19 protein-coding genes and 1 tRNA gene are annotated in these 23,222 nt (G+C 55.8%); 17 read left to right on the top strand and 3 right to left on the bottom strand.

Going from position 1 to position 23,222, the window contains the following annotated elements:
- Entirely contained in the window at positions 1–2,331 is a 2,331-nt protein-coding gene (locus tag RA157_RS00755) for a molybdopterin-dependent oxidoreductase (RefSeq protein WP_350334580.1), read from the top strand.
- Positions 2,331–3,098 (top strand): IclR family transcriptional regulator, encoded by a 768-nt coding sequence (locus tag RA157_RS00750; RefSeq protein ID WP_350334579.1) that lies wholly within the window; start codon positions 2,331–2,333, stop codon positions 3,096–3,098. Before RA157_RS00755 ends, RA157_RS00750 begins: the two co-directional genes overlap by 1 nt.
- Before the next feature lie 20 nt (positions 3,099–3,118).
- Here RA157_RS00750 and RA157_RS00745 read toward each other — a convergent pair whose 3' ends face one another.
- Complete coding sequence (locus tag RA157_RS00745; protein ID WP_350334578.1) at positions 3,119–3,514, bottom strand: rhodanese-like domain-containing protein; 396 nt, start codon at positions 3,512–3,514, stop codon at positions 3,119–3,121.
- Positions 3,515–3,639: 125 nt separating this feature from the next.
- Here RA157_RS00745 and RA157_RS00740 point away from each other — a divergent pair, with 125 nt between their 5' ends.
- From RA157_RS00740 to RA157_RS00705, 8 genes are all read left to right on the top strand, one after another.
- A complete protein-coding gene (locus tag RA157_RS00740; protein ID WP_350334577.1) occupies positions 3,640–4,914 on the top strand; it encodes an NAD(P)/FAD-dependent oxidoreductase in 1,275 nt (424 codons plus the stop codon).
- A 7-nt stretch (positions 4,915–4,921) separates the two neighbouring features.
- Complete coding sequence (locus tag RA157_RS00735) at positions 4,922–6,988, top strand: hydantoinase/oxoprolinase family protein (protein WP_350334576.1); 2,067 nt, start codon at positions 4,922–4,924, stop codon at positions 6,986–6,988.
- 3 nt (positions 6,989–6,991) lie between these two features.
- A complete protein-coding gene (locus RA157_RS00730; RefSeq protein WP_350334575.1) occupies positions 6,992–8,638 on the top strand; it encodes a hydantoinase B/oxoprolinase family protein in 1,647 nt (548 codons plus the stop codon).
- 6 nt (positions 8,639–8,644) lie between these two features.
- Positions 8,645–9,391, top strand: a complete 747-nt coding sequence (locus RA157_RS00725; protein WP_350334574.1) for an SDR family NAD(P)-dependent oxidoreductase — start codon at positions 8,645–8,647, stop codon at positions 9,389–9,391.
- Positions 9,388–11,289, top strand: a complete 1,902-nt coding sequence (locus RA157_RS00720; RefSeq protein ID WP_350334573.1) for a propionyl-CoA synthetase — start codon at positions 9,388–9,390, stop codon at positions 11,287–11,289. Before RA157_RS00725 ends, RA157_RS00720 begins: the two co-directional genes overlap by 4 nt.
- The gene (locus tag RA157_RS00715) at positions 11,286–11,630 is read left to right on the top strand and encodes a RidA family protein (RefSeq protein ID WP_350334572.1); all 345 of its coding nucleotides are present in this window, start codon (positions 11,286–11,288) and stop codon (positions 11,628–11,630) included. The genes RA157_RS00720 and RA157_RS00715 overlap by 4 nt, the downstream gene beginning before the upstream one ends.
- A 14-nt stretch (positions 11,631–11,644) precedes the next feature.
- Positions 11,645–12,388, top strand: coding sequence for an amino acid ABC transporter ATP-binding protein (locus tag RA157_RS00710; protein ID WP_350334571.1), 744 nt, complete (start codon positions 11,645–11,647; stop codon positions 12,386–12,388).
- 557 nt (positions 12,389–12,945) lie between these two features.
- A complete protein-coding gene (locus RA157_RS00705) occupies positions 12,946–13,578 on the top strand; it encodes a recombinase zinc ribbon domain-containing protein (protein ID WP_350334570.1) in 633 nt (210 codons plus the stop codon).
- Between the two features lie 17 nt (positions 13,579–13,595).
- On the opposite strand, the gene RA157_RS00700 is transcribed toward RA157_RS00705, so the two are convergent.
- Positions 13,596–13,685, bottom strand: a tRNA-Ser gene (locus tag RA157_RS00700).
- A gap of 545 nt (positions 13,686–14,230) precedes the next feature.
- Here RA157_RS00700 and RA157_RS00695 point away from each other — a divergent pair.
- The 6 genes from RA157_RS00695 to RA157_RS00670 all read left to right on the top strand — a co-directional run bounded on the left by RA157_RS00695 (position 14,231) and on the right by RA157_RS00670 (position 21,211).
- A complete protein-coding gene (locus RA157_RS00695) occupies positions 14,231–14,515 on the top strand; it encodes a DUF4212 domain-containing protein (protein WP_350334569.1) in 285 nt (94 codons plus the stop codon).
- Between the two features lie 5 nt (positions 14,516–14,520).
- A complete protein-coding gene (locus RA157_RS00690; RefSeq protein WP_350334568.1) occupies positions 14,521–16,299 on the top strand; it encodes a sodium:solute symporter family protein in 1,779 nt (592 codons plus the stop codon).
- A 112-nt stretch (positions 16,300–16,411) separates the two neighbouring features.
- On the top strand, positions 16,412–18,241 hold the full coding sequence (locus tag RA157_RS00685) for a DUF294 nucleotidyltransferase-like domain-containing protein (RefSeq protein WP_350334567.1): 1,830 nt from the start codon (positions 16,412–16,414) through the stop codon (positions 18,239–18,241).
- Between the two features lie 45 nt (positions 18,242–18,286).
- Positions 18,287–18,811 carry a hypothetical protein gene (locus RA157_RS00680; RefSeq protein ID WP_350334566.1) on the top strand — a complete coding sequence of 175 codons (525 nt, stop codon included), beginning with the start codon at positions 18,287–18,289 and terminating at the stop codon, positions 18,809–18,811.
- 1 nt (position 18,812) lies between these two features.
- A complete protein-coding gene (locus RA157_RS00675; protein ID WP_350334565.1) occupies positions 18,813–20,225 on the top strand; it encodes a 3'-5' exonuclease in 1,413 nt (470 codons plus the stop codon).
- Between the two features lie 218 nt (positions 20,226–20,443).
- Positions 20,444–21,211: a GGDEF domain-containing protein gene (locus tag RA157_RS00670; RefSeq protein WP_350334564.1), complete on the top strand. Its 768-nt coding sequence runs from the start codon at positions 20,444–20,446 to the stop codon at positions 21,209–21,211.
- Here RA157_RS00670 and RA157_RS00665 read toward each other — a convergent pair.
- On the bottom strand, positions 21,188–21,475 hold the full coding sequence (locus RA157_RS00665) for a DUF4031 domain-containing protein (protein ID WP_350334563.1): 288 nt from the start codon (positions 21,473–21,475) through the stop codon (positions 21,188–21,190). The genes RA157_RS00670 and RA157_RS00665 overlap by 24 nt on opposite strands.
- 161 nt (positions 21,476–21,636) lie before the next feature.
- On the opposite strand from RA157_RS00665, the gene RA157_RS00660 reads away from it, so the two are divergent.
- Positions 21,637–23,178 carry a trimethylamine methyltransferase family protein gene (locus RA157_RS00660; protein ID WP_350334562.1) on the top strand — a complete coding sequence of 514 codons (1,542 nt, stop codon included), beginning with the start codon at positions 21,637–21,639 and terminating at the stop codon, positions 23,176–23,178.
- Positions 23,179–23,222 lie beyond the last annotated feature (44 nt).

Below are 23,222 nucleotides of genomic sequence, written 5' to 3'. Positions count from 1 at the left end.
GTGACCGCAGAAACCTCCCGGACCCTGACAGGAAATCACTGGGGCGCTGGTATTTCTGAAACCAGAAACGGCAAACTTGTAGCGGTGCATCCGCATCCGAATGATCCAAACCCGTCTGAAATCAACCGCAACATCGCGTCCAGCTTGAACGGTCGCGCGCGCGTTCTGCGTCCCGCCATACGACGCGGTTGGTTGGAGGGTGACGGTACGCGCGGGCGCGACAGTTTTGTCGAAGTCAGTTGGGATGATGCACTGGACTTTATTGCTTCGGAGTTGACGCGCGTACGCGGATCCTACGGCAACACTGCGATTTATGCAGGGTCATACGGCTGGTCCAGCGCCGGGCGTTTTCATCATGCGCAAAGCCAGCTCAAACGTTTTTTAAACGGGCAAGGCGGGTTTGTGCGTTCAGAGGGTAATTACAGCTATAATGCCGCACTGGTGCTGATGCCGCATATCGTCGGCCCGTTTAGAACTCATGTGGCGCAGGCGACCCGTTGGCCCGTTGTCGCCAAGCATAGTGAACTGGTAGTCATGTTTGGGGGCATGGCGATGCGGAACACACAGGTCAGCGATGGTGGCGTGGCGCGTCACAGGATGATGGACAACCTGAAAGCCTGCACAGAGGCTGGTGTGAGATTCGTGAATTTCAGCCCCCTGAGAACCGATGCCGCTGACGAGATCGGGGCGGAATGGGTGCCGCCAAAGCCCGGTACGGATACCGCAGTCATGATGGGATTGGCGCATACTCTGCTTGCAGAAGGGTTGCATGATATCCAATTTCTAGATCGCTACACCGTCGGATTTCACAAATTCGCGAGCTACTTGCAGGGAGAAACCGATGGGATTGCAAAGTCCGCCGATTGGGCTGCATCAATCTCAGGCGTCCCCGCCGAGCGGATTACCTCGTTGGCGCGGGAAATGGCCGCACGTCGGACGATGATCACCTGCGCCGCCGCGCTTCAGCGGGCGGACTATGGTGAACAGCCGCTGTGGATGACAGTCACGCTGGCGGCGATGCTGGGGCAGATCGGACTGCCGGGCGGCGGGTATACGGTTGGCTATGGTGTAAATGCAAATATCGGCAACATTGAACGCCCGTTCCGCTGGGGGACATTGCCGCAGGGCAAGAACCCAGTTTCTGATTTCATCCCGGTAGCGATGATATCGGACATGCTTTTGAACCCGGGCGGTGAGTATCAATACAATGGCGAGGACCGCGTTTTTCCTGATATTCGGATGGTCTGGTGGGCTGGCGGTAACCCCTTTCACCACCATCAGGACCTGCGGCGCCTTCACCAAGCGTTTCAACGTCCCGAAACCGTGATTGTGAACGAGTTGAATTGGACCTCAACGGCGCGCCACGCGGATATCGTTCTGCCAGTGGCCGCACCGCAAGAGCGCACGGATTTCGGTGGCGGCAAGTCAGACAACGCACTGGTGCCCATGCCCGCAAATGCAGCCCCCCGCGGTGAAGCGCGGATCGAGTTTGACATCTATGCCAATCTCGCCCGGCGCATGGGAAATGCGGACCAGTTCACCGATGGGTTGGACCGTGACAACTGGCTGCGCCGCATTTGGGCCCAAACGCAAGAGGTGGCGCAGTCGAGCGGTGAGCGCTTGCCGGATTGGGAGACATTCATCAAAGGGGATGTTGTGGAACTGCAGGACCCATCTCCGCAGCAAGTCTTTTTGGCCGATTTTCGACGGGATCCAGATGCGAACCCTTTGCCGACGCCAAGCGGTCGAATCGAAATATTCTCAGAGCAGATTGCAGGGTTTGGACTGGACGACTGTCATGGACATCCGACCTGGTTCGTGCCCCGAGATTATTCCGCCGGTACGCATTCTCTTTTTCTGTTGTCGGGTCAGCCGGGCACACGGCTGCATTCGCAACTGGACAATGGCCACTACAGCCTTGCCATGAAGGTGCAGGGGCGCGAGCCGGTATTGATTCACCCGGAAGATGCGGCCGACAGGGGAATCGCAGATGGCGATGTTGTTGAACTTTTCAATGATCGTGGCCGGTGTTTGGCCGGTGCCCGCGTTACGCCGGACATTTTGAAAGGTTGTGTCTTTCTCTGGACCGGTGCCTGGTACGATCCTGACTATGACGCCCCCCAGGAACGGGACAGGCACGGCAATCCCAATGCCCTAACTCATGATCTGCGCACATCGAGCCTGACCCAAAGCCCGGCGTCTCATTCGACCATGGTGGACATACGCCGTTTTGAAGGCGAAGTGCCTGATCTGACGGTTCATGATCAACCATCATTTGAAGCTCGTTCCCGTTCTGCTATACAGAGCAAACTGCGCAGAAAGGACGAATAGTGAGTGACGCACCCAAAGCCCCAAAGGTGGACTCGACCTTATCCAAAGGGCTTGCCATTCTGGAGAACCTCGCGGCGCATCAAGGCAGCAAAGGAGTGACCGAGCTGTCGCGCGAACTGGAACTGACAAAATCGAATACGTTTCGGCTGTTGCAGACCTTGATCACGCTGGGGTATGTGAAACACCTCGATGACAAGACTTATGCCGCCACGCTGAAGACATGGCAGGTGGGGCGCAGTTCGGTCGAAAACCTCAACCTGCGAGCTGCCGCAGCGCCTGAAATGGCCTATCTGAGTCAGGAAACCGGTGAGGCCATTTATCTGGCTGTGCTAGAGGGATTGAATGTCATCTATATAGACAAGGTTGAAAGCCTGAAGCCAATCAGGTCCTGGAATCCCGTTGGTGGCAGCGCCCCAATTCATTGCGTAGGAACGGGCAAGGCCATTCTGTCGAGAAATTTTGATCAATTGCGCGACAAGCTCGAGGGCCGGTTGGCGCGGTATACAGACAAAACCCTGACGACACTGGAGCAAGTCGCCGAGGACATGCAGGAAACGCTAAAACGTGGTTATGCGTTTGACCGCGGAGAGTTCCGCGACCGTATCCTGAGCTTCGGAGCCCCTATCCTGTTGCCCGACGGCGAGGCCATCGCCGCGCTTGGCATCTCACTGCCTGATATCAACATGAGCGACGGCGGCGAGGACCGGTTGGGGATGTTGGTGCATCATGCTGCAGAAGGCGTGACCCAGAAACTGCGCCAGCTCTGAGGCGCAGCTTCCGGTTGGATTCAATCGGATTTCTCGACAGGGCCGCCGGATTTTTCCCAGGAACCGAATCCTTCCTTAAGGTGTGCTGCTTCAAAGCCCATGTCTTGCAGGGTTGCGACCGTCAGGGCCGACCGCCAGCCCGACGCACAGTGAAAGACATACTTCTTGCCTTCCTGCGCAAAAATATCCTTGTGATACGGGCTATCAGGATCGACCCAGAATTCGACCATGCCCCGCGGCGCATGGAAGCTGCCCGGGATGAACCCGGTGCGCTGACGTTCGCGCACGTCTCGGATATCGACGATGACCACATTTGGGTCATCGACCATCCCGATCAGATTTGGTGTTTCTATTTCTTCTATACGGTCACGCGCCTCTTGAACCATCTGGGCAGCCGTTTTCTTGAGTTGAAACATTTCGATTGTTCCGTTATATAAAACACTAATTCCATATATTGACACATCAAGAAAATCATTGCAACGTAAGCTGACAGGAACCGCTGAACACGCGGCATGTCTATACCAAAAAAGGGCCCCAGCGCATGAATTCAGACAGCCCGATTTCTCTTTGGGACTTATCTGCCGAAGAACCAGATTACCGTAACCCAATGACGGGTGACGCGGAGACAGATGTCGCAATTGTTGGTGGCGGATTTACAGGACTATCCACTGCGCTTCACTGTGCAGAAATGGGGTTAAGTGCACACGTACTTGAAGCCAATTTTATTGGATATGGCGGTTCAGGTCGGAACGTAGGTCTCGTAAACGCTGGCGTGTGGCATCCCCCTGCAGCGGTTCGAAAAAAGCTTGGGAATACATATGGACCAAAGTTTATAAAACGATTTGGAGCTGGCCCTGCTCAGGTTTTCAATCTGATTGAAAAGCACCAGATCCGCTGTGAGGTCTCAAAAACAGGAACCATACACGCCGCCCATGCGAAGTCAGGCGTCAGAGATTTACAAGCCCGACACGCTGAATGGGAACGCTTGGGAGAGCCGGTTGATTTACTCTCGGCAGAAGAGATGGTCGAGATGACCGGAACAAGTGCGTTCTATGGCGGCTTGCTGGATCACCGTGCTGGTACAATCAACCCGATGGGATATTGCCGTGGATTGGCCCGTGCGGCTAGGAGCGCAGGTGCGGAAATCAGTACAAATGTCCGAGCAACCGGTCTTCGACGAGATGGTCAAATATGGATCGTTGAAACCAACAAAGGCTTGGTTCGTGCAAAAAATGTGGTGTTGGGTACAAACGCCTATAGTGATGAGCTGTGGCCAAGTCTGAATCGTGTATTCACCATGATCCCTTACTTTCAGTTTGCCACGACACCTTTGAGCACCGGAATGTCACACATAATTCCAGGACGGCAAGGCATCTGGGATACCGGGCAAATTATGTTTAGCCTCCGCCGGGATGCGTATGACCGCCTCGTGATCGGTTCGATGGGTTCGGTCGTTGGATCGGTCGGTCGTGGATTGTCACATCGCTGGGCCAGAAAACAACTCTTACGTCTTTTTCCGGAGCTTGGGCCTATCGAATTCGAGGAGGCTTGGGATGGGAAAATAGCCATGACTCCGGATCACCTACCACGAATTTACCAGCTGGCACCCAATCTTTTGACATCAATCGGATACAATGGACGAGGTATCACCACGGGTACAATCTTTGGTGAGTGTATGGCTAAGCTGATATCGGGAATGGACCCTGCCGTGCTGCCACTACCAATGGCCGAGTTTTCGCCTGTACCAGCGGCATCAATCATGTCGCGCGTGTATCGGGTGGCATTCACGGCCAACCAAGTCCTCAAGAGCCTTTAAGAGACCCATGAGCAATTCAGAAATACGCGTCGGCGTCGATATCGGCGGAACCTTCACAGATGTAGCGCTTGTGCATTCGGGTGGTCTGTCTACCTGCAAAGTGCTGACCAATTACAGTCAGCCGGAACAGGCTATTCTGGACGGGATCGTCAAAGCGGCCGGTCAGGTGGGTCTTGCGTTGGGTGAGATTGCTCAGGTCATACATGGCACAACGCTGGTCACAAATTCGCTGATCGAGCGGCGCGGGGCAAAGACTGCGTTCATAACCACTGAGGGTTTCCGCGACGTGATTGAGATGCGCTCGGAAAACCGGTTCGAGCAGTATGATCTGAATCTGAACCTGCCCAAGCCTCTGGTCCCGCGCCAGCATCGCTTCACTCTGAACGAACGGATGGGCCCGGACGGAGAAGTTCTGCTGACGCTTGATCCAGTCGAAGTCGAAGAGATGGTTGAAACCATCCGTGCAGGCGGGTTCGAGGCCGTTGCGGTTGGTTTGATGCATGCTTATGCCAATGACGCGCATGAAGTCGCGATGGGTAAGGCGTTGCGCGCAGCGATGCCGGAGTTGTCGATCTCTCTGTCCTCTGTGATCTCCCCGCAGATGCGAGAGCTGCCGCGTTTCAACACTGTGATTGCAAATGCCTATGTGCAGCCGCAAGTTGCTGATTATCTCGGGCGGCTGGTATCGCGGCTGCGCGATACCGGCGTGATGGCGCCGGTCTTCATGCTGCATTCCGGTGGAGGTTTGATTTCGGTCGAAACTGCTGCAGAGCAGCCGGTGCGTCTGCTGGAATCCGGCCCGGCGGGGGGGGCGATTTTTGCCGCCGATTTCGCGCGGGCACATGGGCTGGACAAAGTGCTCAGCTTCGATATGGGCGGGACAACCGCCAAGATTTGTCTGATCGAAGACGGTGCGCCCAAAACGGCAAACACCTTTGAGGTTGCCCGAACCTATCGCTTTAAGAAAGGGTCCGGCATGACCGTGTCGACACCCGTGGTCGAAATGGTTGAGATCGGTGCCGGTGGTGGTTCGATCGCTTCTGTCGATAGCATGGGGCGGCTGCAGGTGGGACCGCGTTCTGCCGCCTCTGAACCTGGACCTGCCTGTTATGGGCGCGGCGGGACGGAACCCACGGTGACTGATGCCAACCTGCTGTTGGGCCGATTGGACCCGGATAATTTTGCGGGTGGTGCGATACCGCTAAACGTGGCGGAATCCGAGAAGGCCGCGGCCAAATTGAACCTCTCCGCAGGTGATGCCGCCTTTGGTATCACCGAACTGGTAGATGAAAACATGGCCAACGCGGCGCGGGTTCACACGGTCGAGAATGGGCGCGACATTGAGCATTTCACCATGATCGCATTCGGCGGCGGCGCTCCGCTGCATGCCTGCCGCCAATGTGAAAAGCTTGGGATCAAGGCGCTGATCATACCGCCGGGTGCGGGTGTGGGCTCGGCTATCGGGTTTCTGAAAGCGCCATTCAGTTTTGAAGCGACACGCGGCATGTTCCAGCGCATGGATGAATTTGACGCCAGTGCTGTGAATGCGGCCTTGATCGAGATGGAGGCTGAGGCGCGCGCGTTTGTGAACGAAGGAGCTAAAGGCGAAGCCACCGAGATCCGCCTGACAGCGCAGATGCGCTATTCCGGGCAGGGCTGGGAAATTCCGGTTGTACTGCCACATAAACAGTTTGAAGACAGCGATGTATCGTTGATCCTTGCAGCTTTCGAAGATGCCTATCGCACGCTATTTGGCCGGGTGATTGATGGGTTGGCGGTTGAGATTACGAACTGGCTGTTGACCGTATCAACGGTCCTGCCTGACGCTGAAGCTGTTGTTGGCCATCAGAGTGGGTCTTCCGCAGAAGCCGCCCGCACACGTGAATTTTTTGACGCTGCATTACGCAAATCGGTCGAAGCGCGTGAGGTTGAACGGGTGCACATGACGCCCGGCATGGCCGTCGAAGGCCCCGCAATCATCGTGGAATCCGAGACATCAACGATTGTCACATCAGGCTATCGCGCGGTGGGGCAGGGCGATGGAAGTCTGCTGTTGCTGGCGAAGGAGGCTTAAGGCATGGGCGTGTCAGATATCGATCATCAGATCATGTGGAGCCGCCTGATCGCGGTTGTGGAGGAACAAGCCACCACGCTGATCCGTACAGCATTTTCAACTTCGGTCCGCGAGGCGGGCGACCTGTCGGCGGGCCTCTTTGACCGCGAGGGCCGCATGATCGCACAGGCGGTGACCGGGACGCCAGGCCACGTCAATGCGATGGCCGAAAGTGTCACGCATTTTGCCGCCCGGATCGGCCCACAGAACACGTTTGAAGGTGATGTGTTCATCACCAATGACCCGTGGCTGGGCACTGGGCATCTGCATGACATTACTGTTGTCACACCGGTTTTCCGCGAGGGCGTGCATATCGGTTACTTCGCCTGTACCGCGCATGTGGTCGATATCGGCGGGCGCGGCTTTGGACCTGACGGTAACGAGGTGTTTGAAGAGGGCCTGCTGATCCCGATCACCAAGTTTGCCGAGCGTGGTCAAGTTCAGCCCCTGTTGATCGAGATGATCCGCGCAAATGTGCGCACGCCTGATCAGACCGTGGGTGATATGTACTCGCTGGCAGCCTGTAACGAGGCGGGGGGGCGTCGTTTGCAGGCGATGATGGACGAGTTCGGGATTGATGACCTGCAATCCCTGTCAGATTTCGTTATCGAAACCAGCCGCAATGCAACGCTGGAGGCCATCGCGAAAGTGCCCTCGGGTGTCTATCACGAGACGATGCAAGTCGATGGCTATGACGCGCCCGTGCATATGGAAGTGACGCTGAGCGTTGATGGCGATCAGCTTGTTGCGGATTTTGAGGGCACCTCGGGTATGAGCCGCTTTGGCGTAAACTGCCCCGAGGTTTATACCCGCGCCTATGCCTGCTACGCGCTGAAATGCGCAATCGCGCCCGAAGTTCCGAACAATACCGGCTCGCTCGAGCCATTCCAGATCACGGCACCCGAGGGTTGTATCCTTGCAGCGAGACGGCCCGCGCCCGTGTCCGTGCGGCATGTCATGGGGCATCTGGTGCCCGATGTGGTTCTGGGCGCATTGCACAAGGCGATGCCCGACACAGTTCCGGCGGAAGGCGCAAGCGCGCTTTGGAATATTCAGATTTCTGCCCGTGCCTCCGATCCCGAAAGCGGACTGCCGAACCGAGAAGTGCTGATGTTCAACTCCGGCGGCACCGGTGCACGGCCGGCATTCGATGGGTTGAGCGCAACAGCATTCCCCTCCGGTGTTTCGACGATGAGTGTTGAGGCGACCGAGCATGTCGGCCCGATCACAGTTTGGCGAAAAGATCTGCGTGAAGGGTCTGGCGGTGCTGGGATGCTGCGCGGCGGCTTGGGTCAGACGATCGAGATTGAGCCGCGTGCAGGGTATGATTTTTACTTCAACGCCATGTTCGATCGGGTGAAAAACCCGGCGCGTGGACGCAATGGTGGACTTGCGGGTGGTGCCGGTGCGGTGGAACTGACCGACGGATCGGCGCTGCGGTCTAAGGGGCGCCAAATGATCAAGAACGGCCAGCGACTGAAGCTGAGCCTGCCGGGCGGCGGCGGTTATGGCGCGCCGGAGAAAAGGGATCGTAATGCGGTGGCTCAAGATCTAGCCGCCGGGTTCATTACCGCCGAACAGGCAAAGAATGACTATGGATTTGAAGGATAGATGCAGATGGCTGACACTCCAATTGCAGTTGTAACAGGTGCTGCGCAAGGCATCGGACTGGCCTGTGTCGAGGCGCTGAACGAAGATGGTTTTAAGGTCATCTTGGTCGATATTCAGGACAGCGTTCACAAGGTTGCCGCCGATCTGGGTGGTGTTGGAATGATTTGCGATATGGGGGACGTGGACTCCATCGGCGCCTTGTTCGACACGATCGAAGCAGAGTATGGCCCGGTCTCGGCCCTGGTGAACAACGCGGGTATCGCGATGCCAGGCAATTTTCTGGACTACGATCTGGATGCTTTTGACCGCGTGATGAATATCAATCTGCGCGGTGTTTTTGTGGCGATGCAACGGGCTGCAGCGACGATGGTTGAAAAGGGGATTGAAGGTGTGATTGTAAACATGTCGTCAATCAACGCGCAGGTCGCGATCCCGGCCATCCCGGCTTATTGCGCGTCCAAAGGCGGTGTCATGCAGTTGACCAAGGTCGCAGCCTTGGCACTGGCCAAGAACAACATCCGCGTGAATGCCGTGGGTCCCGGCTCGATCGATACCGAGATGATGGCTGGCGTGAACGCCAACCCTGAAGCGTTCAAAATTGCGATGTCACGTACTCCGCTGGGTCGCGCTGGCACGGCCCGCGAGATCGGGGATGTGGTGGCGTTCCTATGCTCGAAAAAGGCCAGCTATGTCACCGGCGAAACGATCTATGTCGATGGCGGCCGCCTTGGCCTGAACTACGTAATGTCATGAGCTACGCGGACGCATATGGAAGCTGGCAAGTGGACCCAGAGGCGTTCTGGGCCAAAGCCGCTGAACAGATAGACTGGTTCAAACCAGCCGATAAGGTGTTGGACCCTGAGATGGGCGTTTATGGCCGCTGGTTCGCGGGTGCTACATGCAACACCTGCTGGAACTGCGTCGACCGTCATGTCGAGGCTGGGCATGGCGACCGCACCGCGCTGATCTATGACAGTCCGGTCACTGACACGGCCCAGACTTTCAGCTTTGCGGAGTTACAGGCGGAAGTCGGCGCGCTTGCATTCGTCATGCGCGCGCATGGCGTTGGCAAGGGCGACCGCGTTGTCATCTACATGCCAATGGTGCCGCAGGCTGTGTTCGCAATGTTGGCTTGCGCTCGTTTGGGGGCGATCCATTCGGTTGTGTTTGGCGGTTTTGCGCCACATGAACTTGCCACGCGGATCAATGATGCCGAACCTAGGATGATCATCTCAGCCTCCTGCGGGATCGAACCGGGTCGGATCATACATTACAAACCGCTACTGGAAGCGGCCATTGAGGAAGCCACGTCCAAGCCCGAGCATTGCTTGATCCTGCAACGCGACATGGAAGTGGCCGAACTGATCCCGGGGCGCGATCTGGACTATGCCGAACTGATCGGTGCAGCAAAGGCGGCAGGAGAGACAACAGAATGCGTGCCGGTTGCGGCGACCGATCCGCTCTATATCCTCTACACCTCTGGCACCACCGGCCAGCCGAAAGGCGTTGTGCGCGACAATGGCGGGCACATGGTGGCGCTGAAATGGACGATGGAATACCACTATGGGATCCAGCCTGGTGAGGTGTTCTGGGCCGCGTCCGATGTAGGCTGGGTCGTCGGGCATTCCTACATCTGTTACGGGCCGCTGCTGCATGGCTGCGCCACCGTGGTTTACGAGGGGAAACCGGTGGGCACCCCAGATGCGGGCGCTTTCTGGCGGGTTATTCAGGATCATCAGGTCGCGGCGCTTTTTACGGCCCCCACGGCGTTTCGCGCGATTAAGAAAGAAGACCCCAAAGGCCAGTTGATCGAACAGTATGACCTGTCCAAATTCCGCACGCTGTTTCTGGCCGGCGAACGCTCGGACCCGGCAACGATCCAATGGGCAGAAGAAAAGCTGCAGCGTCCAGTGATTGACCACTGGTGGCAGACAGAAACCGGATGGGCCATGTCCGGCAACCCTGTAGGGCTTGGACAGATCCCGGTCAAATACGGCTCGCCGGGCAAACCGATGCCGGGATTCGACATCCGCGTTTTGGACGACGAAGGGCACGAGGTTGAACCCGGCACGCTGGGCAATATCGTTTGCAAGCTTCCGCTACCACCCTCGGGTTTCCCGACGCTATGGAACGCGCCGGAGCGGTTCCTGACCTCGTATATGAACGAATTTCCTGGCTACTACGCCACATCGGATGCGGGGATCATTGATGAGGACGGCTATGTCTTCATCATGGCCCGCACGGATGACATAATCAACGTGGCCGGTCATCGCCTGTCCACCGGCGCGATGGAGGAAGTGATCGGGGCGCATCCCGACATCGCGGAATGTGCCGTGATCGGCGCGGCGGATGCGTTGAAAGGTCAAATGCCGCTGGGTTTCTATGTAACCAATGACGGCGCTGATCGGGATACGGGTGAGCTGGAGAAAGAGCTGGTCGCGCTGATGCGAGAGCAAATCGGTGCCGTCGCCGCTTTCAAAACAGCCATCCCGGTCAAACGCCTGCCCAAGACACGCTCGGGCAAGGTGCTACGCGGCACGATGCAGAAGATTGCCGATCGCGCCGAATTCAAGACGCCCGCTGCCATCGACGATCCGGCCATTTTGGACGAGATATCCGATGCGCTGAAGGCCAGGGGGTTACTGTCATGATAGAACGCCTGCATACCGGCGCAAGGATGTCGAAGATCGTCAAACACAATGGCGTTGCTTACCTGTGTGGTCAGGTCGGAGCCGGTGACAGCGTCACCGAGCAGACGCAAGACTGTCTGTCGCGCATTGATGCCCTGCTGACCGAGGCGGGCTCTGACCGTGAGCATATTTTGCAAGCCATTGTCTGGCTGCGCGATATGGCGGATTTCGCCGAAATGAACGCCGTCTGGGATGCCTGGGTACCCGAAAATCACGCGCCTGCCCGCGCCTGTGGCGAAGCCCGGTTGGCGCGGGATGTACTGAAAGTCGAGATCATCGTTACTGCCGCCATAAAAACCTGAAGGGGAGATCGCCCATGTCCGAAGTTCCGGCCGTCAGACTCAGCCATGTCGAAAAGTACTACGGCAGTTTTCACGCTCTCAAGAACGTCAATCTAACCGTAAGCAAGGGTGAAAAGATCGTTGTCTGCGGTCCTTCAGGCTCCGGCAAATCGACCATGATCCGCACGATCAACCAGCTCGAGGAACATCAGTCCGGCCTGATTGAGATCAATGGCCACGCCATCAGCGCAGACGATCCAAATATCGACAAGCTGCGGCAGGATGTTGGCATGGTGTTTCAGCACTTCAATCTATTTCCCCATATGACGATCCTTGAGAACTGCACACTGGCCCCGATGCTGGCGCGCAAAATCTCTCAGGCTGAAGCGGAAGAGACCGCGATGACGTATCTGGAAAAGGTGCAGATCGCCAATCAGGCATCGAAATACCCCGGTCAGCTTTCGGGCGGTCAGCAACAGCGTGTTGCCATCGCACGGGCGTTGTGCATGAAGCCCGATATTCTGCTGTTCGACGAGCCGACCTCGGCCCTTGATCCTGAGATGATCGGTGAGGTTCTGGACGTGATGGTGACGCTTGCTGAAGAAGGCATGACAATGATTTGCGTAACCCATGAGATGGGGTTTGCCCGTAAAGTGGCGGATCGGGTGATCTTCATGGATACCGGTGAGATCATAGAAGAAGATGATCCGGAAAGCTTCTTTGACAGTCCCAAAAGTGAACGGACACGGAATTTCCTAGAACAGGTTCTAACGCACTGAATAGATCAGCCACCGCATGCGTATGCAACAGTATTGAGAGAAAACACCCTCAGGATCATGATGGGTAATATTCAAGCTGTCTTTGCCGAGCATCAACGACTTGATAATGCCAAGCAGACCCGCAGCAGAATGGAAGGGCGGGCACGTAATGACTATTGGGGGGGCATGCGCCGCCCGGTCATAAATACGTCAAGGTGGCGGGGCATGAGGGCCGGGTCATGGTGCGCGATGAACCGATGGTCTCCATTATTCAGGAAGCCTTACAGGGCTTTGCCTCGGGGCGCTTTGAAACCCAAAGCGAAGTAAAACGATATCTGGAAAGCTAGTCGGACTTTCCAAAGGATCGCCGCACCGAGGAAGTGCGCTATGAAGAAGTCATTCGTCTGTTCCACCGTGTTCATTATGCCGGATATATCGAAATTCCCGATTGGGGGATTTCCTAACGCAAAGGCCATTATGAAGGGCCGATCTCGTTTGCGGATTTCGAGAAGATACAAAGCCGAACTATAGAAGGGGCACGTGCTCCGGCCCGTAAAGATATCAGTGCTGATTTTCCCTTGTGCGGGTTTGCGACCTGCGCTGATTGCGGCAATCCGCTGACAGGGAACTGGTCGAAGAGTAAGGCAGGCAAGAAGCATCTTTACTATATGTGCTTCACCAAAGGCTGTGAAAGCTACCGCAAATCAATCCGGCGCGATCAGCTGGAAGGCGAGTTCGATGACGTTCTCAGAGCGCTGCAACCGGGCAATGACTTCATTGCTATTGCCACCATCATGTTCAAACATGCCTGGAAACAACAGTCAGACCAATTGGCCGCTGTGATGCTCGATTTCAAATCGCAGATAAAAGAGATCGATAAGAAAATCGATGCTTTGGTTGAGCGTTTGGTCGATGCGTCATCGGATCGTGTCGTTTCAGCTTGCGCAAAGAAGCTTGATGAGTTGGAACGTGAAAAGCTGATCTTAGCAGAAAAAATGGAAGAAAAGCCGTCAAAAACAGGATCGTTTGATGAACTGTTCGAACTCGCTACAATGTTTTTAGCAAACCCTTGTAATATCTACATTTTCGGTGATTTGATGTACAGAAAAATGGTGCTCAGAATGGTGTTTTCGGAGCGTCCTACATATTGCCGAAAAAAGACTTCGAACCCCAAAAACTATCTTGCCGTTCAAGGTATTAGAGGGAATTAGAAGGGAAAAAAATGAAATGGCGGAGAAGAAGGGATTCGAACCCTCGAGACGGTTTCCCGCCTACTCCCTTAGCAGGGGAGCGCCTTCGACCACTCGGCCACCTCTCCGCAGACGTGTTTATAGGCGGGAAGGGCCTGAATCAAGGGCTTTTTGCAGGTCTTGTCAGTTTTCCCCAAGGTGTACCGTGAGGGGCGAACTACAGGCTGAGCGCGTATGTCTGCCTGGCTGCCTGCAGCCTTCGTTCGCCTTGTTGGATCTCTGATTGCGGCGTGGAACAGGTTACCTGATGACCTCGTTGTCTCGGGATAACAACTGTTTTGGGGCTCGTCCAATGGTCGAAGACCGCTTTTGTGAATTGGCAGAAAACTGCGCTTTCCGGAATCCTTATTGGAAATAAGTAGCAAGGGGCTGGAATTGACAAGTTACTGACTTCGTTAAAGAAGCGTTCACAACCTTTCTCGCCGTTTCCGCCGGAAGCGGGCGGAGGCGGCCAGAAGCGGTCCCAGAAACAGTTATGGGCTTCAGATCAGATGTTTGCCGGTTAGCGAGAACACCTGATGCCATGCCTGGGGGTGCTGGTCCTTTCAAAGGGGAGAGGGGGCAGACGCATTCGGCGATATGAATCGTCGATCATTGTAACGGAGGAGTTCTAATGTCTGATCAGACAGATCAAAACTCTCAGTCGAGTGAATCCGACAAGGCCTACTGGTCCGCAAACCTGCGCATCATTGTGGTCAGCCTTGTCATCTGGGGTGTGGTGTCCTTTGGGTTCGGCATTCTGCTGCGTCCACTGCTTTCCGGCATCACGGTAGGCGGAACAGATCTTGGTTTCTGGTTCGCGCAGCAGGGATCAATCCTCGTGTTCCTGGCGCTGATCTTTTTCTATGCATGGCGCATGAACAAGCTCGACCGTGAACACGGCGTGGATGAGGAATAGGGGCCATGGATCAATATACTCTCAATCTGCTGTTTGTGGGCGGTACATTTGCGCTCTATATCGGCATCGCGATCTGGGCCCGTGCCGGGTCCACATCCGAGTTTTATGCGGCGGGCCGGGGCGTTCATCCGGTCACCAATGGTATGGCGACAGCAGCTGACTGGATGTCAGCGGCCTCCTTCATCTCCATGGCCGGCCTGATTGCCTTTGGCGGTTACCAGAACAGTTCGTTCCTGATGGGCTGGACCGGTGGCTACGTGCTTCTGGCTCTGCTGCTTGCGCCTTATCTCCGCAAGTTCGGCAAGTTTACGGTTCCCGAGTTTATCGGCGATCGGTTTTACAGCCCGACAGCCCGTATCGTTGCGGTGCTCTGCCTGATCGTTGCGTCTGTGACCTATGTTATCGGTCAGATGACCGGCGTTGGTGTGGCGTTCTCCCGCTTCCTGGAAGTCTCCAACACCGCTGGTCTTCTGATCGGTGCGGCTGTTGTGTTCTTCTATGCGGTTCTTGGCGGCATGAAGGGCGTGACCTACACGCAGGTGGCTCAGTATTGCGTGCTGATCACCGCCTACACAATCCCGGCGATCTTCATCTCACTGCAGCTGACGGGTAACCCGTTGCCGCCGCTTGGCCTGTTCGGTGAGCATGCTGAATCCGGTGTTGCGCTGCTGACACGGCTTGATCAGGTGGTGACCGATCTCGGTTTCCGTGAGTACACCTTCCAGGATGGCACGCCATCCCAGGTGATCAACATGGTTCTGTTCACCTTCTCGCTGATGATCGGTACAGCTGGTCTGCCGCACGTGATCATCCGCTTCTTCACGGTTCCGAAAGTGGCTGATGCGCGCTGGTCTGCGGGCTGGGCGCTGGTGTTCATTGCGCTTCTTTACCTGACAGCTCCGGCTGTTGGTGCCATGGCGCGTCTGAACCTGATCGATACGGTGTTCCCGAATGGTGTTTCCGAGCAGCCGATTGAATATCAGGCACGTCCGGACTGGATGAAGAACTGGGAAGTTACAGGCCTTCTGAAGTTCGAAGACAAGAACAATGACGGTCGTATCCAGTGGTACAACGACAAGTCTGAGGCCTTTGCAGCAACCGCTGAAGCGCGTGGCTGGCAGGGTTCTGAATTGACGGTGAACCGCGACATCCTTGTTCTGGCCAATCCTGAGATTGCACGGCTTCCTGGCTGGGTGATTGCTCTGGTGGCTGCCGGTGGTCTGGCTGCGGCCCTGTCTACGGCTGCGGGTCTGCTTCTGGCGATTTCGTCGGCGGTGAGCCACGATTTGATCAAGGGGCAGATCAACCCGAATATCAGTGAGCGGGGCGAGTTGATGGCGGCTCGTGTATCAATGGCGGTTGCCATTGGTGTGGCGACCTATCTGGGGCTCAATCCTCCGGGCTTTGCGGCTCAGACGGTGGCTCTGGCCTTCGGTCTTGCTGCGGCATCGATCTTCCCGGCGCTGATGATGGGTATCTTCTCCATGCGGGTGAACAACCGTGGTGCGGTTGCGGGGATGCTGACAGGTCTGCTGTTCACGCTGATCTACATCTTCATGCACAAAGGCTGGTTCTTCATTCCAGGCACCAACCAGTTTGCTGACACGATTTCCGGCTCCCTGCTGGGTATCCAGTCAACGGCGATTGGTTCCATCGGCGCTCTTCTGAACTTCGCAGTGGCCTTCATGGTGTCCAATGCGACGGAAGATACTCCGCAGGAAATCAAAGAGCTTGTTCGCAGTGTCCGCGTCCCGCGTGGCGCCGGTGCAGCTACGGATCACTAAGCTATTCGGGAGCGGGGAGTTTCTCTCCGCTCTCATACTCGTTTTGGGTCCTGACCCTAAGTGCTCGCCGATAACTGTTACGGTGAGCCTATCTGTTTGAAGGAGATCTGATTTGTCTGTCAGTGCATCAGTGATCCGGGATTTCCTGTCGGCAATCCACCCCTATGATACATTCGCGACTGATGAATTGACTCAGGTCGCGGGGTGCTTCCGATCTCTGACAATTCCCAAAGGCGAAATTATCTATCAGCTCGGGGCCAGGCTTGACGGGCTCTATGTGATTTATGACGGTCAGGTTCAGGTTGAGGGACCCGACGGTGAAATCGTCTCCTCTCTGAGAGCCAAGAATACATTTGGCGAGCGCGGCCTGCTGCGCGAGGGATATGCAGTCACATCAGCGCGCGCTCTTGATGACGTGACGGTTCTGCTTCTGCCTGCCTTTGACTTTCAGGCCCTGATGGAAGGGCATCCGCCTTTCAATCTGTTTTTCACGCGCAATCGATCCAGCCTTCCGACACCGCGACAGAATACCCTTGCCAATATGCGAGTGGAACAGCTTATGGCATCGTCACCGATTGGCTGCTCGCCGGAGGCGAGTGTGGGTGAAGCTGCCAGGATCTTGCGCGATCATCGAATATCGTCGCTGGTGGTGACTGAAGAGGGGCGGCTTGTCGGTCTGTTGACCTTGCGGGATATCACCAACAGGGTTGTTGCTGCTGGTCTGGGGCACGACACCAGAGTTGCTGATGTGATGTCGCCCGACCCTTATACTCTGCCACCGACTGCAATCGGCTCAGATGTTCTGCATCTGATGATGGAGCGCGGGATCGGGCATGTTCCGATTGCGAATGGTGATCAGGTGGTGGGAATTGTCACCCAGACCAATCTGACCCGTGTTCAGGCCGAGAATTCTGCTCTTCTGGTCAGGGACATCGCCCAGGCTCAGACGATCGAGCAAATGGCTGCGACTACGGCTCGCATCCCGCAATTGCTGGTGCATCTTGTGGGTGCTGGAAACCGCCATGAAGTGGTCACCCGGCTGATAACCGATATAGCTGACAGCACCACGCGGCGGCTTCTGGCCATGGCTGAAGAGAAACTCGGACCACCGCCTGTGCCTTATCTCTGGCTTGCCTGCGGCTCGCAGGGGCGGCAGGAGCAGGCAGGCGTTTCCGATCAGGACAATTGCCTGATGCTGGATGATGCTGCCACAGAGGACGATGACGCCTATTTCAAGGCTCTGGCCGAATTTGTCTGCGATGGTCTTGATGCCTGCGGGTATGTCTATTGTCCTGGTGACATGATGGCGACCAACCCGAAATGGCGTCAGACGATTTCGGTGTGGCGCAGTTATTTCAAGGGCTGGATCAACACGCCGGATCCGATGGCGCAGATGCTGGCCTCTGTGATGTTCGATCTGAGGCCGATTGGAGGTGATGAGAGGCTGTTCGATAAGGTTCAGGCGGAGACCCTGAAATTTGCATCCCGGAACAGCATCTTTGTGGCGCATATGGTTTCCAACTCAATCAAGCATGCGCCGCCACTTGGTCTTTTGCGCGGGTTTGCGACTTTGCGCTCTGGCGAGCACAAGAACCAGATCGATCTGAAGCATAACGGGGTGGTGCCGGTTGTGGACCTTGGTCGTGTCTCGGCTCTGAAAGGTGAGATCACCGCTGTGAACACCCGTGCGCGGCTTGTTGCGGCTCAGGCCAAGGGGATTATCAGCACAAGTGGCGGCCAAGACCTGATTGATGCGTATGATCTGATTGCTGAAACCCGCCTGAGCCATCAGGCGCGGCTGATCCGGTCTGGCAAGACGCCGGACAACTTCATGAGCCCGACGGTTTTGTCCGAGTTTGAACGCAGTCACCTGCGTGATGCCTTTGTTGTCGTGCGTACGATGCAATCCGCCGCTGGTGGCGGACGCGGGCTGTTGGGATAGGTGTAAGACTTCGCATCAGTTGATGTGGAGCAGAAGGAGCCGGAAATGTTCTTTGAGTTGATTGCCGCTTTTGCTGGTGGTCTGGCTGGCGCTGGTATTCTGATGCTGCTCCGCAACCTGTCCGGCGGCAGGCTGCCGCGCTGGCTTGTGCCTGTCGCTGCCGGGCTTGCCATGATCGGGGTAACGGTTGCCAATGAATATGGCTGGTACAGCCGGACATCGGCAAGCCTGCCTGAAGGGGTCGTTGTAGCCAGAACTGTGGAAGATCGCGCGATCTGGCGCCCCTGGAGCTATGTCATTCCGTTTGTCAGCCGCTTTATTGCCGTGGATACAGCTTCGGTCCGAACCAATGAGGCCTTGCCCGGGCAGCGTATTGTTGACCTGCTTGTCATGGGACGCTGGGCACCACCCCGTCGTCTGCGGGCGGTTTTTGACTGCAATGACGGCAAGCGTGCTGATCTGGTCGACGGAGTTGAGTTTGGTGCAGACGGGGCACTGGTCGGGGCGGTCTGGTATGAAACAGGCCTGGATGAACCCGTGACGGCTGTTGCATGTGGGGGGAGGATATGAGGTGCTTGATCATCTAAGCCTTCGTCTGCGTGTCTTACTGTTTTTCCTGTTTCTTGGTATTGGCGCGCTGACGATTCTGGGGGCCGCTTCCTGGTTCATTGCACATCGCCAGGGCAGTGAACTGGTCGGTGCAGCCTTGATCCAGAGCAGCCTGTTTGCAGGCTTTGGCATCTTCGGTCTTACGGTGTTTGTCTGGCGGCTGTTTGACGAGCATGTGGCCAAGGCCGTTGAAACACTGGCTGTGGATCTGCGCACACGTGCTCATGCGGATGTCGGGGCTGAACTGCGCACGGATGCCGCGCGTTATCTGGGAGACCTTGCGCCGGCTGCTGCCAGCATGACCGAAATGCTGGGTGCTGCCAAATATACTGCTGCAGAGGAAATCGCCCGAAAAACTGCGCAACTGGAAGCGGAGAAATCCAGGCTGGCAGCGATCCTGTCTGATATTCCCTTAGCGGTTGCTGTTATGAGCCCGACCCATCATGTGACGCTGTATGATGGTCAGTTCTCTGCATTACTCGGAGATCGTGATCCGATCGGGCTCGGGCGAACGGCCTTTGACTGGTTTGACAAGACTATTCTGACAGAGACGTATCAGAGGCTTGTTGAACGCAGTCAGACCACACCTCAGTCCATATCACTGCTGTCTGCGGATCATTCGGAGAACTATCCTGCGACCATGCGTATGCTGGGTGAGGGGGAAGGGTATCTTCTTGCGATCGATGTTGAGCATGTCAGTTATTCGGGCAGACCGGTCACGTTTGATTTCTCACTGTTTGATCGCCGCGTATCATCCACGGTTTATGAGACGCCTCTGAAAGATCTGACATTTGTGGTGTTCGATACCGAAACCACCGGCCTTGATACAGAAAAGGATGACCTGGTGCAGATGGGAGCCTTGCGTGTGGTCAACGGTCGTCTGGTTGATGGCGAGGTTTGCGATATGCTGGTCAATCCGGGACGTCCCATTCCGCCAGCCTCAACCAGAATTCACGGTATTACTGATGAGATGGTTCGTGGTGCACCTCCCATTGACGAGGTTATCCCGATCTTTTCGCGGTTCGCAAGTGATGCTGTTCTCGTCGCCCATAATGCGCCGTTCGATATCGCTTTTCTGCGGCGTTATGGTGAGCGCCTGGGAATCCGGTTTGATCATCCGATCATGGATACGGTGCTTCTGTCAGCGGCGGTCTATGGAGAGCTTGAAGAACATACGCTGGATGCTTTGGCTGAACGCCTTGGGGTCAGTCTCCCTGATGAGGTGAGGCACACGGCATTGGGGGATGCCCAGGCCACAGCGGCGGTTCTGTTGAAACTCATCCCGGTTCTGGAGAGTCATGGTCTCCACACATTCGGAGATGTCCTCAGTGCCATGCGCCGCCACCAACGCCTCTTGCCTGACCTGAATAACTGAGACTGGATGCTCTGGAGCCTTGAGTCATCACACAAACGCACGCTTTTGTGTGCCATGTCCATCTGCGGTCAGTAGACTCCCGGTGTTTATTTTGCGTACTCAGTAAGAGTTCTTGCTGTTTGCCTTTCGCTCAGCATTGCTAAAACTGTCAGTGTCGTTTTATCATTCTGTTCAGTTGTGGCGTGTAGGCTTCAGCCTAGGTTATTGGATAGTTGCTGATGAAACGCGTTTTTGCCCGTGCTGTTCTCGTAACAGTTCTGTCCGTCGGGGTATCACTGGGGATTACAACAATCCTGATGTATCTGGTTCACGGCAGTATGAACCGGGTCGCGTTCATTGTGGCTATTTTTGTCCCTCTCTTTGTTGCGTTTCCCGTCAGTTATTTTGTCGAGTTTCAGCGCAATCGTGCCAATGATGCATTGCAGGAGCTGGCGCTTGCCCATCAGAAACTTCGCGATATGTATGGTGAGCTTTCTACAAGAGCCAAGCTTGATGCGCTGACAGGCATTATGAACCGGGAATACTTTCTGGTTGCCTTGACCAACCGGTTTGATGAGGGGCGTCATGGAACATTGCTGGTTCTGGACGCGGACCGGTTCAAGGCCATCAATGACACTTTTGGTCATCCTGTCGGAGACCGGGCTCTGAAAGCGCTTGTTGAAGCTGTCAGAAGTCTTCTGGATGAAGATTGTCTATTCGGTCGCCTGGGCGGCGAGGAGTTTGTCATCTTTATCCCTCACAAGGAGGGGCGTTCTGCATCAGAGCTGGCGGAATCGTGCAGAGGTCATGTGGAACAGTGCGAATTTGCTCTTGATAACGGCGACGCAAAATCCCTGACAATCAGTATTGGCGCTGCCCGGACAGATCATGCCCTGACCGTCCATGACGTGATCAATGAGGCGGACAGAAACATGTATCGCGCCAAGCAGAACGGCCGCAATCGTGTGGTTATGGACAGGCCGTCACTTGAGCTCGTGGCCGGGTAGCCAGAACGTTCGGGGCTCCCGCCTGATCCGGCGTATCAGGTCGACAAGATCGCGACGGCTGATTTCCTGTGCGCCCATCTCAAGGGCTTTTGCCCGGCGATTTTCATCAATATCGTAGTGTGGTGAGCTTTTCGGTTGGAACCATTCCCGTTTCATGCCCAGACGTCTGGCCATCTGATGCAGCTCTTCTTCTGTGTCAGCCAGCATGTGGCACATAATCATGCCCTTGAAGGGGTGCCGGGCTCTGTCAACGTAAACGGTCATGGCTCCTGTTTATCCAGCGATGAGCGGTGAGGCAATGGCGTTCCTGATATGGCTCTGTGACATCACATCTAAAATCTCTGTACATAAGTGTCTAGATTTTTTGCCGCACCTGACTTATCGTGATTTCATCGCCACAGGTTTCGTCATTGCGGGAGGGTGCTATGGAAGCTGTGCAGCATGGACGTCGCGGAAGAAGACGCAGAGCGCGTGAGGATTCTGAAGCCTCTGCATCAGAGCCGCGCACAACGCTGATGAACTGCTTTTCACCAGTGCCGTTCTATTCTGACACTGATATCGATGCGATCCATGCCAATGCGCTGAGGATTCTGCAGGAAACGGGTATCAGGATTCTACATGACAAGGCCCGTGCCATGCTGGTGGAGCATGGCGCTTCCGTTGATGCTGATGACCATCTGGTGCGGTTTCCCAGAGAGCTCGTCGAGCAGGCAATGGCCTCGGCACCTTCAGAATTTGACGCATATACGACTGAAGAGCATGAACCGGTGCGTTTTGGAGGGCGATCTGCGGTTTTTGCTCCTGTTGGTGGAGCCCCTTATGCTTCAGACCTTGAGGGTGGCAAGCGGCCGGGAACGCTTGAGGATTACACGAATTTCGTCAAGCTGGTGCAGCATTTTGATGTGCTGCACGTACAGAGTGCGATGACAGAGCCTCAGGATGTTCCGATCCGGTTCAGGCATCTGGAGACCATGCATGCCCAATTGACCCTGTCAGACAAGTTGCCCTGGGTTTTCTGTCGCGGGCATGGTCAGGTCATGGATGGTTTTGAAATGGTGCGGATTGCCCGCGGACTGTCTGAAGAGGAATTCCGCGAGAAGGTTTATATCTGGGGTGTGATCAACACGAATTCGCCGCGTGTTCTGGATTCACTGATGGTGCAGGGGCTCATCGACTTTGCCGAATGGGGGCAGATGATGGTCATCACCCCGTTCACGCTGTCTGGAGCGATGGCTCCCGTAACAATTCCAGGCGCTCTGTCGCAGCAACATGCGGAGTTTCTGGCCGCGCTCACCATTCATCAGCTGGTAAGGCCGGGTGCGCCTGTGGTCTATGGGGCGTTTACCTCTAATGTGGACATGCGGTCGGGCGCACCGGCATTCGGTACGCCTGAATATGTGAGAGCGGCTATGGGGAGTGGTCAGCTTGCGCGGAAGGTCGGTGTTCCATGGCGGTCTTCAGGGTCCTGTACGTCCAATTGTGTGGATGCCCAGGCGGCTTATGAGACGCAAATGGCGCTCTGGGGAGCGATGCTCGGTGGTGCCAATCTGTTGCTTCATGCGGCTGGCTGGCTTGAGGGAGGCCTCACGGCTTCATTCGAGAAGCTGATTGTTGACGTTGAAATGCTGCAGCAGATGGCGGAACTGTTTCAGCCTCAGAAGGTGACGGATGAAGATCTGGCCTTTGATGCAATTGCGTCTGTTGAACCGGGTGGCCACTATTTTGGTGAGGATCATACTCTGGCACGGTATGACACGGCCTTCTATACGCCGGTTCTCTCGGATTGGAGCAATTTCGGTCAATGGTCAGAGAATGGCGAAAAGACCGCAACGGAGCGGGCCAACGAGATCTATCGCTCCATTCTTGATACCTTTGAACCTGTGGCGCTTGCGGCTGACAGACGGACTGCACTGGATGCATTTGTTGCACGCCGGAAGGAAGAAGGCGGTGCTGAACCGGACGGGTAATCCCCGCGAACTCTGCTGAAGGGCTTGGCAAACTGCACTGTTTT

This window comes from Coralliovum pocilloporae, from assembly GCF_030845175.1.
Taxonomy (GTDB): domain Bacteria; phylum Pseudomonadota; class Alphaproteobacteria; order Rhizobiales; family Cohaesibacteraceae; genus Coralliovum; species Coralliovum pocilloporae.
The sequence above is the reverse complement of the archived record's forward strand: the minus strand, read 5'-3'. Positions and strand labels throughout refer to the sequence as shown.

Bases quoted from the DNA above. Each gene is read 5' to 3' on its own strand.
- RA157_RS00745 (WP_350334578.1), bottom strand. From the start codon at position 3,514: ATGTTTCAACTCAAGAAAACGGCTGCCCAGATGGTTCAAGAGGCGCGT.
- RA157_RS00740 (WP_350334577.1), top strand. From the start codon at position 3,640: ATGAATTCAGACAGCCCGATTTCTCTTTGGGACTTATCTGCCGAAGAA.
- RA157_RS00735 (WP_350334576.1), top strand. From the start codon at position 4,922: ATGAGCAATTCAGAAATACGCGTCGGCGTCGATATCGGCGGAACCTTC.
- RA157_RS00730 (WP_350334575.1), top strand. From the start codon at position 6,992: ATGGGCGTGTCAGATATCGATCATCAGATCATGTGGAGCCGCCTGATC.
- RA157_RS00725 (WP_350334574.1), top strand. From the start codon at position 8,645: ATGGCTGACACTCCAATTGCAGTTGTAACAGGTGCTGCGCAAGGCATC.
- RA157_RS00720 (WP_350334573.1), top strand. From the start codon at position 9,388: ATGAGCTACGCGGACGCATATGGAAGCTGGCAAGTGGACCCAGAGGCG.
- RA157_RS00715 (WP_350334572.1), top strand. From the start codon at position 11,286: ATGATAGAACGCCTGCATACCGGCGCAAGGATGTCGAAGATCGTCAAA.
- RA157_RS00710 (WP_350334571.1), top strand. From the start codon at position 11,645: ATGTCCGAAGTTCCGGCCGTCAGACTCAGCCATGTCGAAAAGTACTAC.
- RA157_RS00695 (WP_350334569.1), top strand. From the start codon at position 14,231: ATGTCTGATCAGACAGATCAAAACTCTCAGTCGAGTGAATCCGACAAG.
- RA157_RS00690 (WP_350334568.1), top strand. From the start codon at position 14,521: ATGGATCAATATACTCTCAATCTGCTGTTTGTGGGCGGTACATTTGCG.
- RA157_RS00680 (WP_350334566.1), top strand. From the start codon at position 18,287: ATGTTCTTTGAGTTGATTGCCGCTTTTGCTGGTGGTCTGGCTGGCGCT.
- RA157_RS00670 (WP_350334564.1), top strand. From the start codon at position 20,444: ATGAAACGCGTTTTTGCCCGTGCTGTTCTCGTAACAGTTCTGTCCGTC.
- RA157_RS00665 (WP_350334563.1), bottom strand. From the start codon at position 21,475: ATGACCGTTTACGTTGACAGAGCCCGGCACCCCTTCAAGGGCATGATT.
- RA157_RS00660 (WP_350334562.1), top strand. From the start codon at position 21,637: ATGGAAGCTGTGCAGCATGGACGTCGCGGAAGAAGACGCAGAGCGCGT.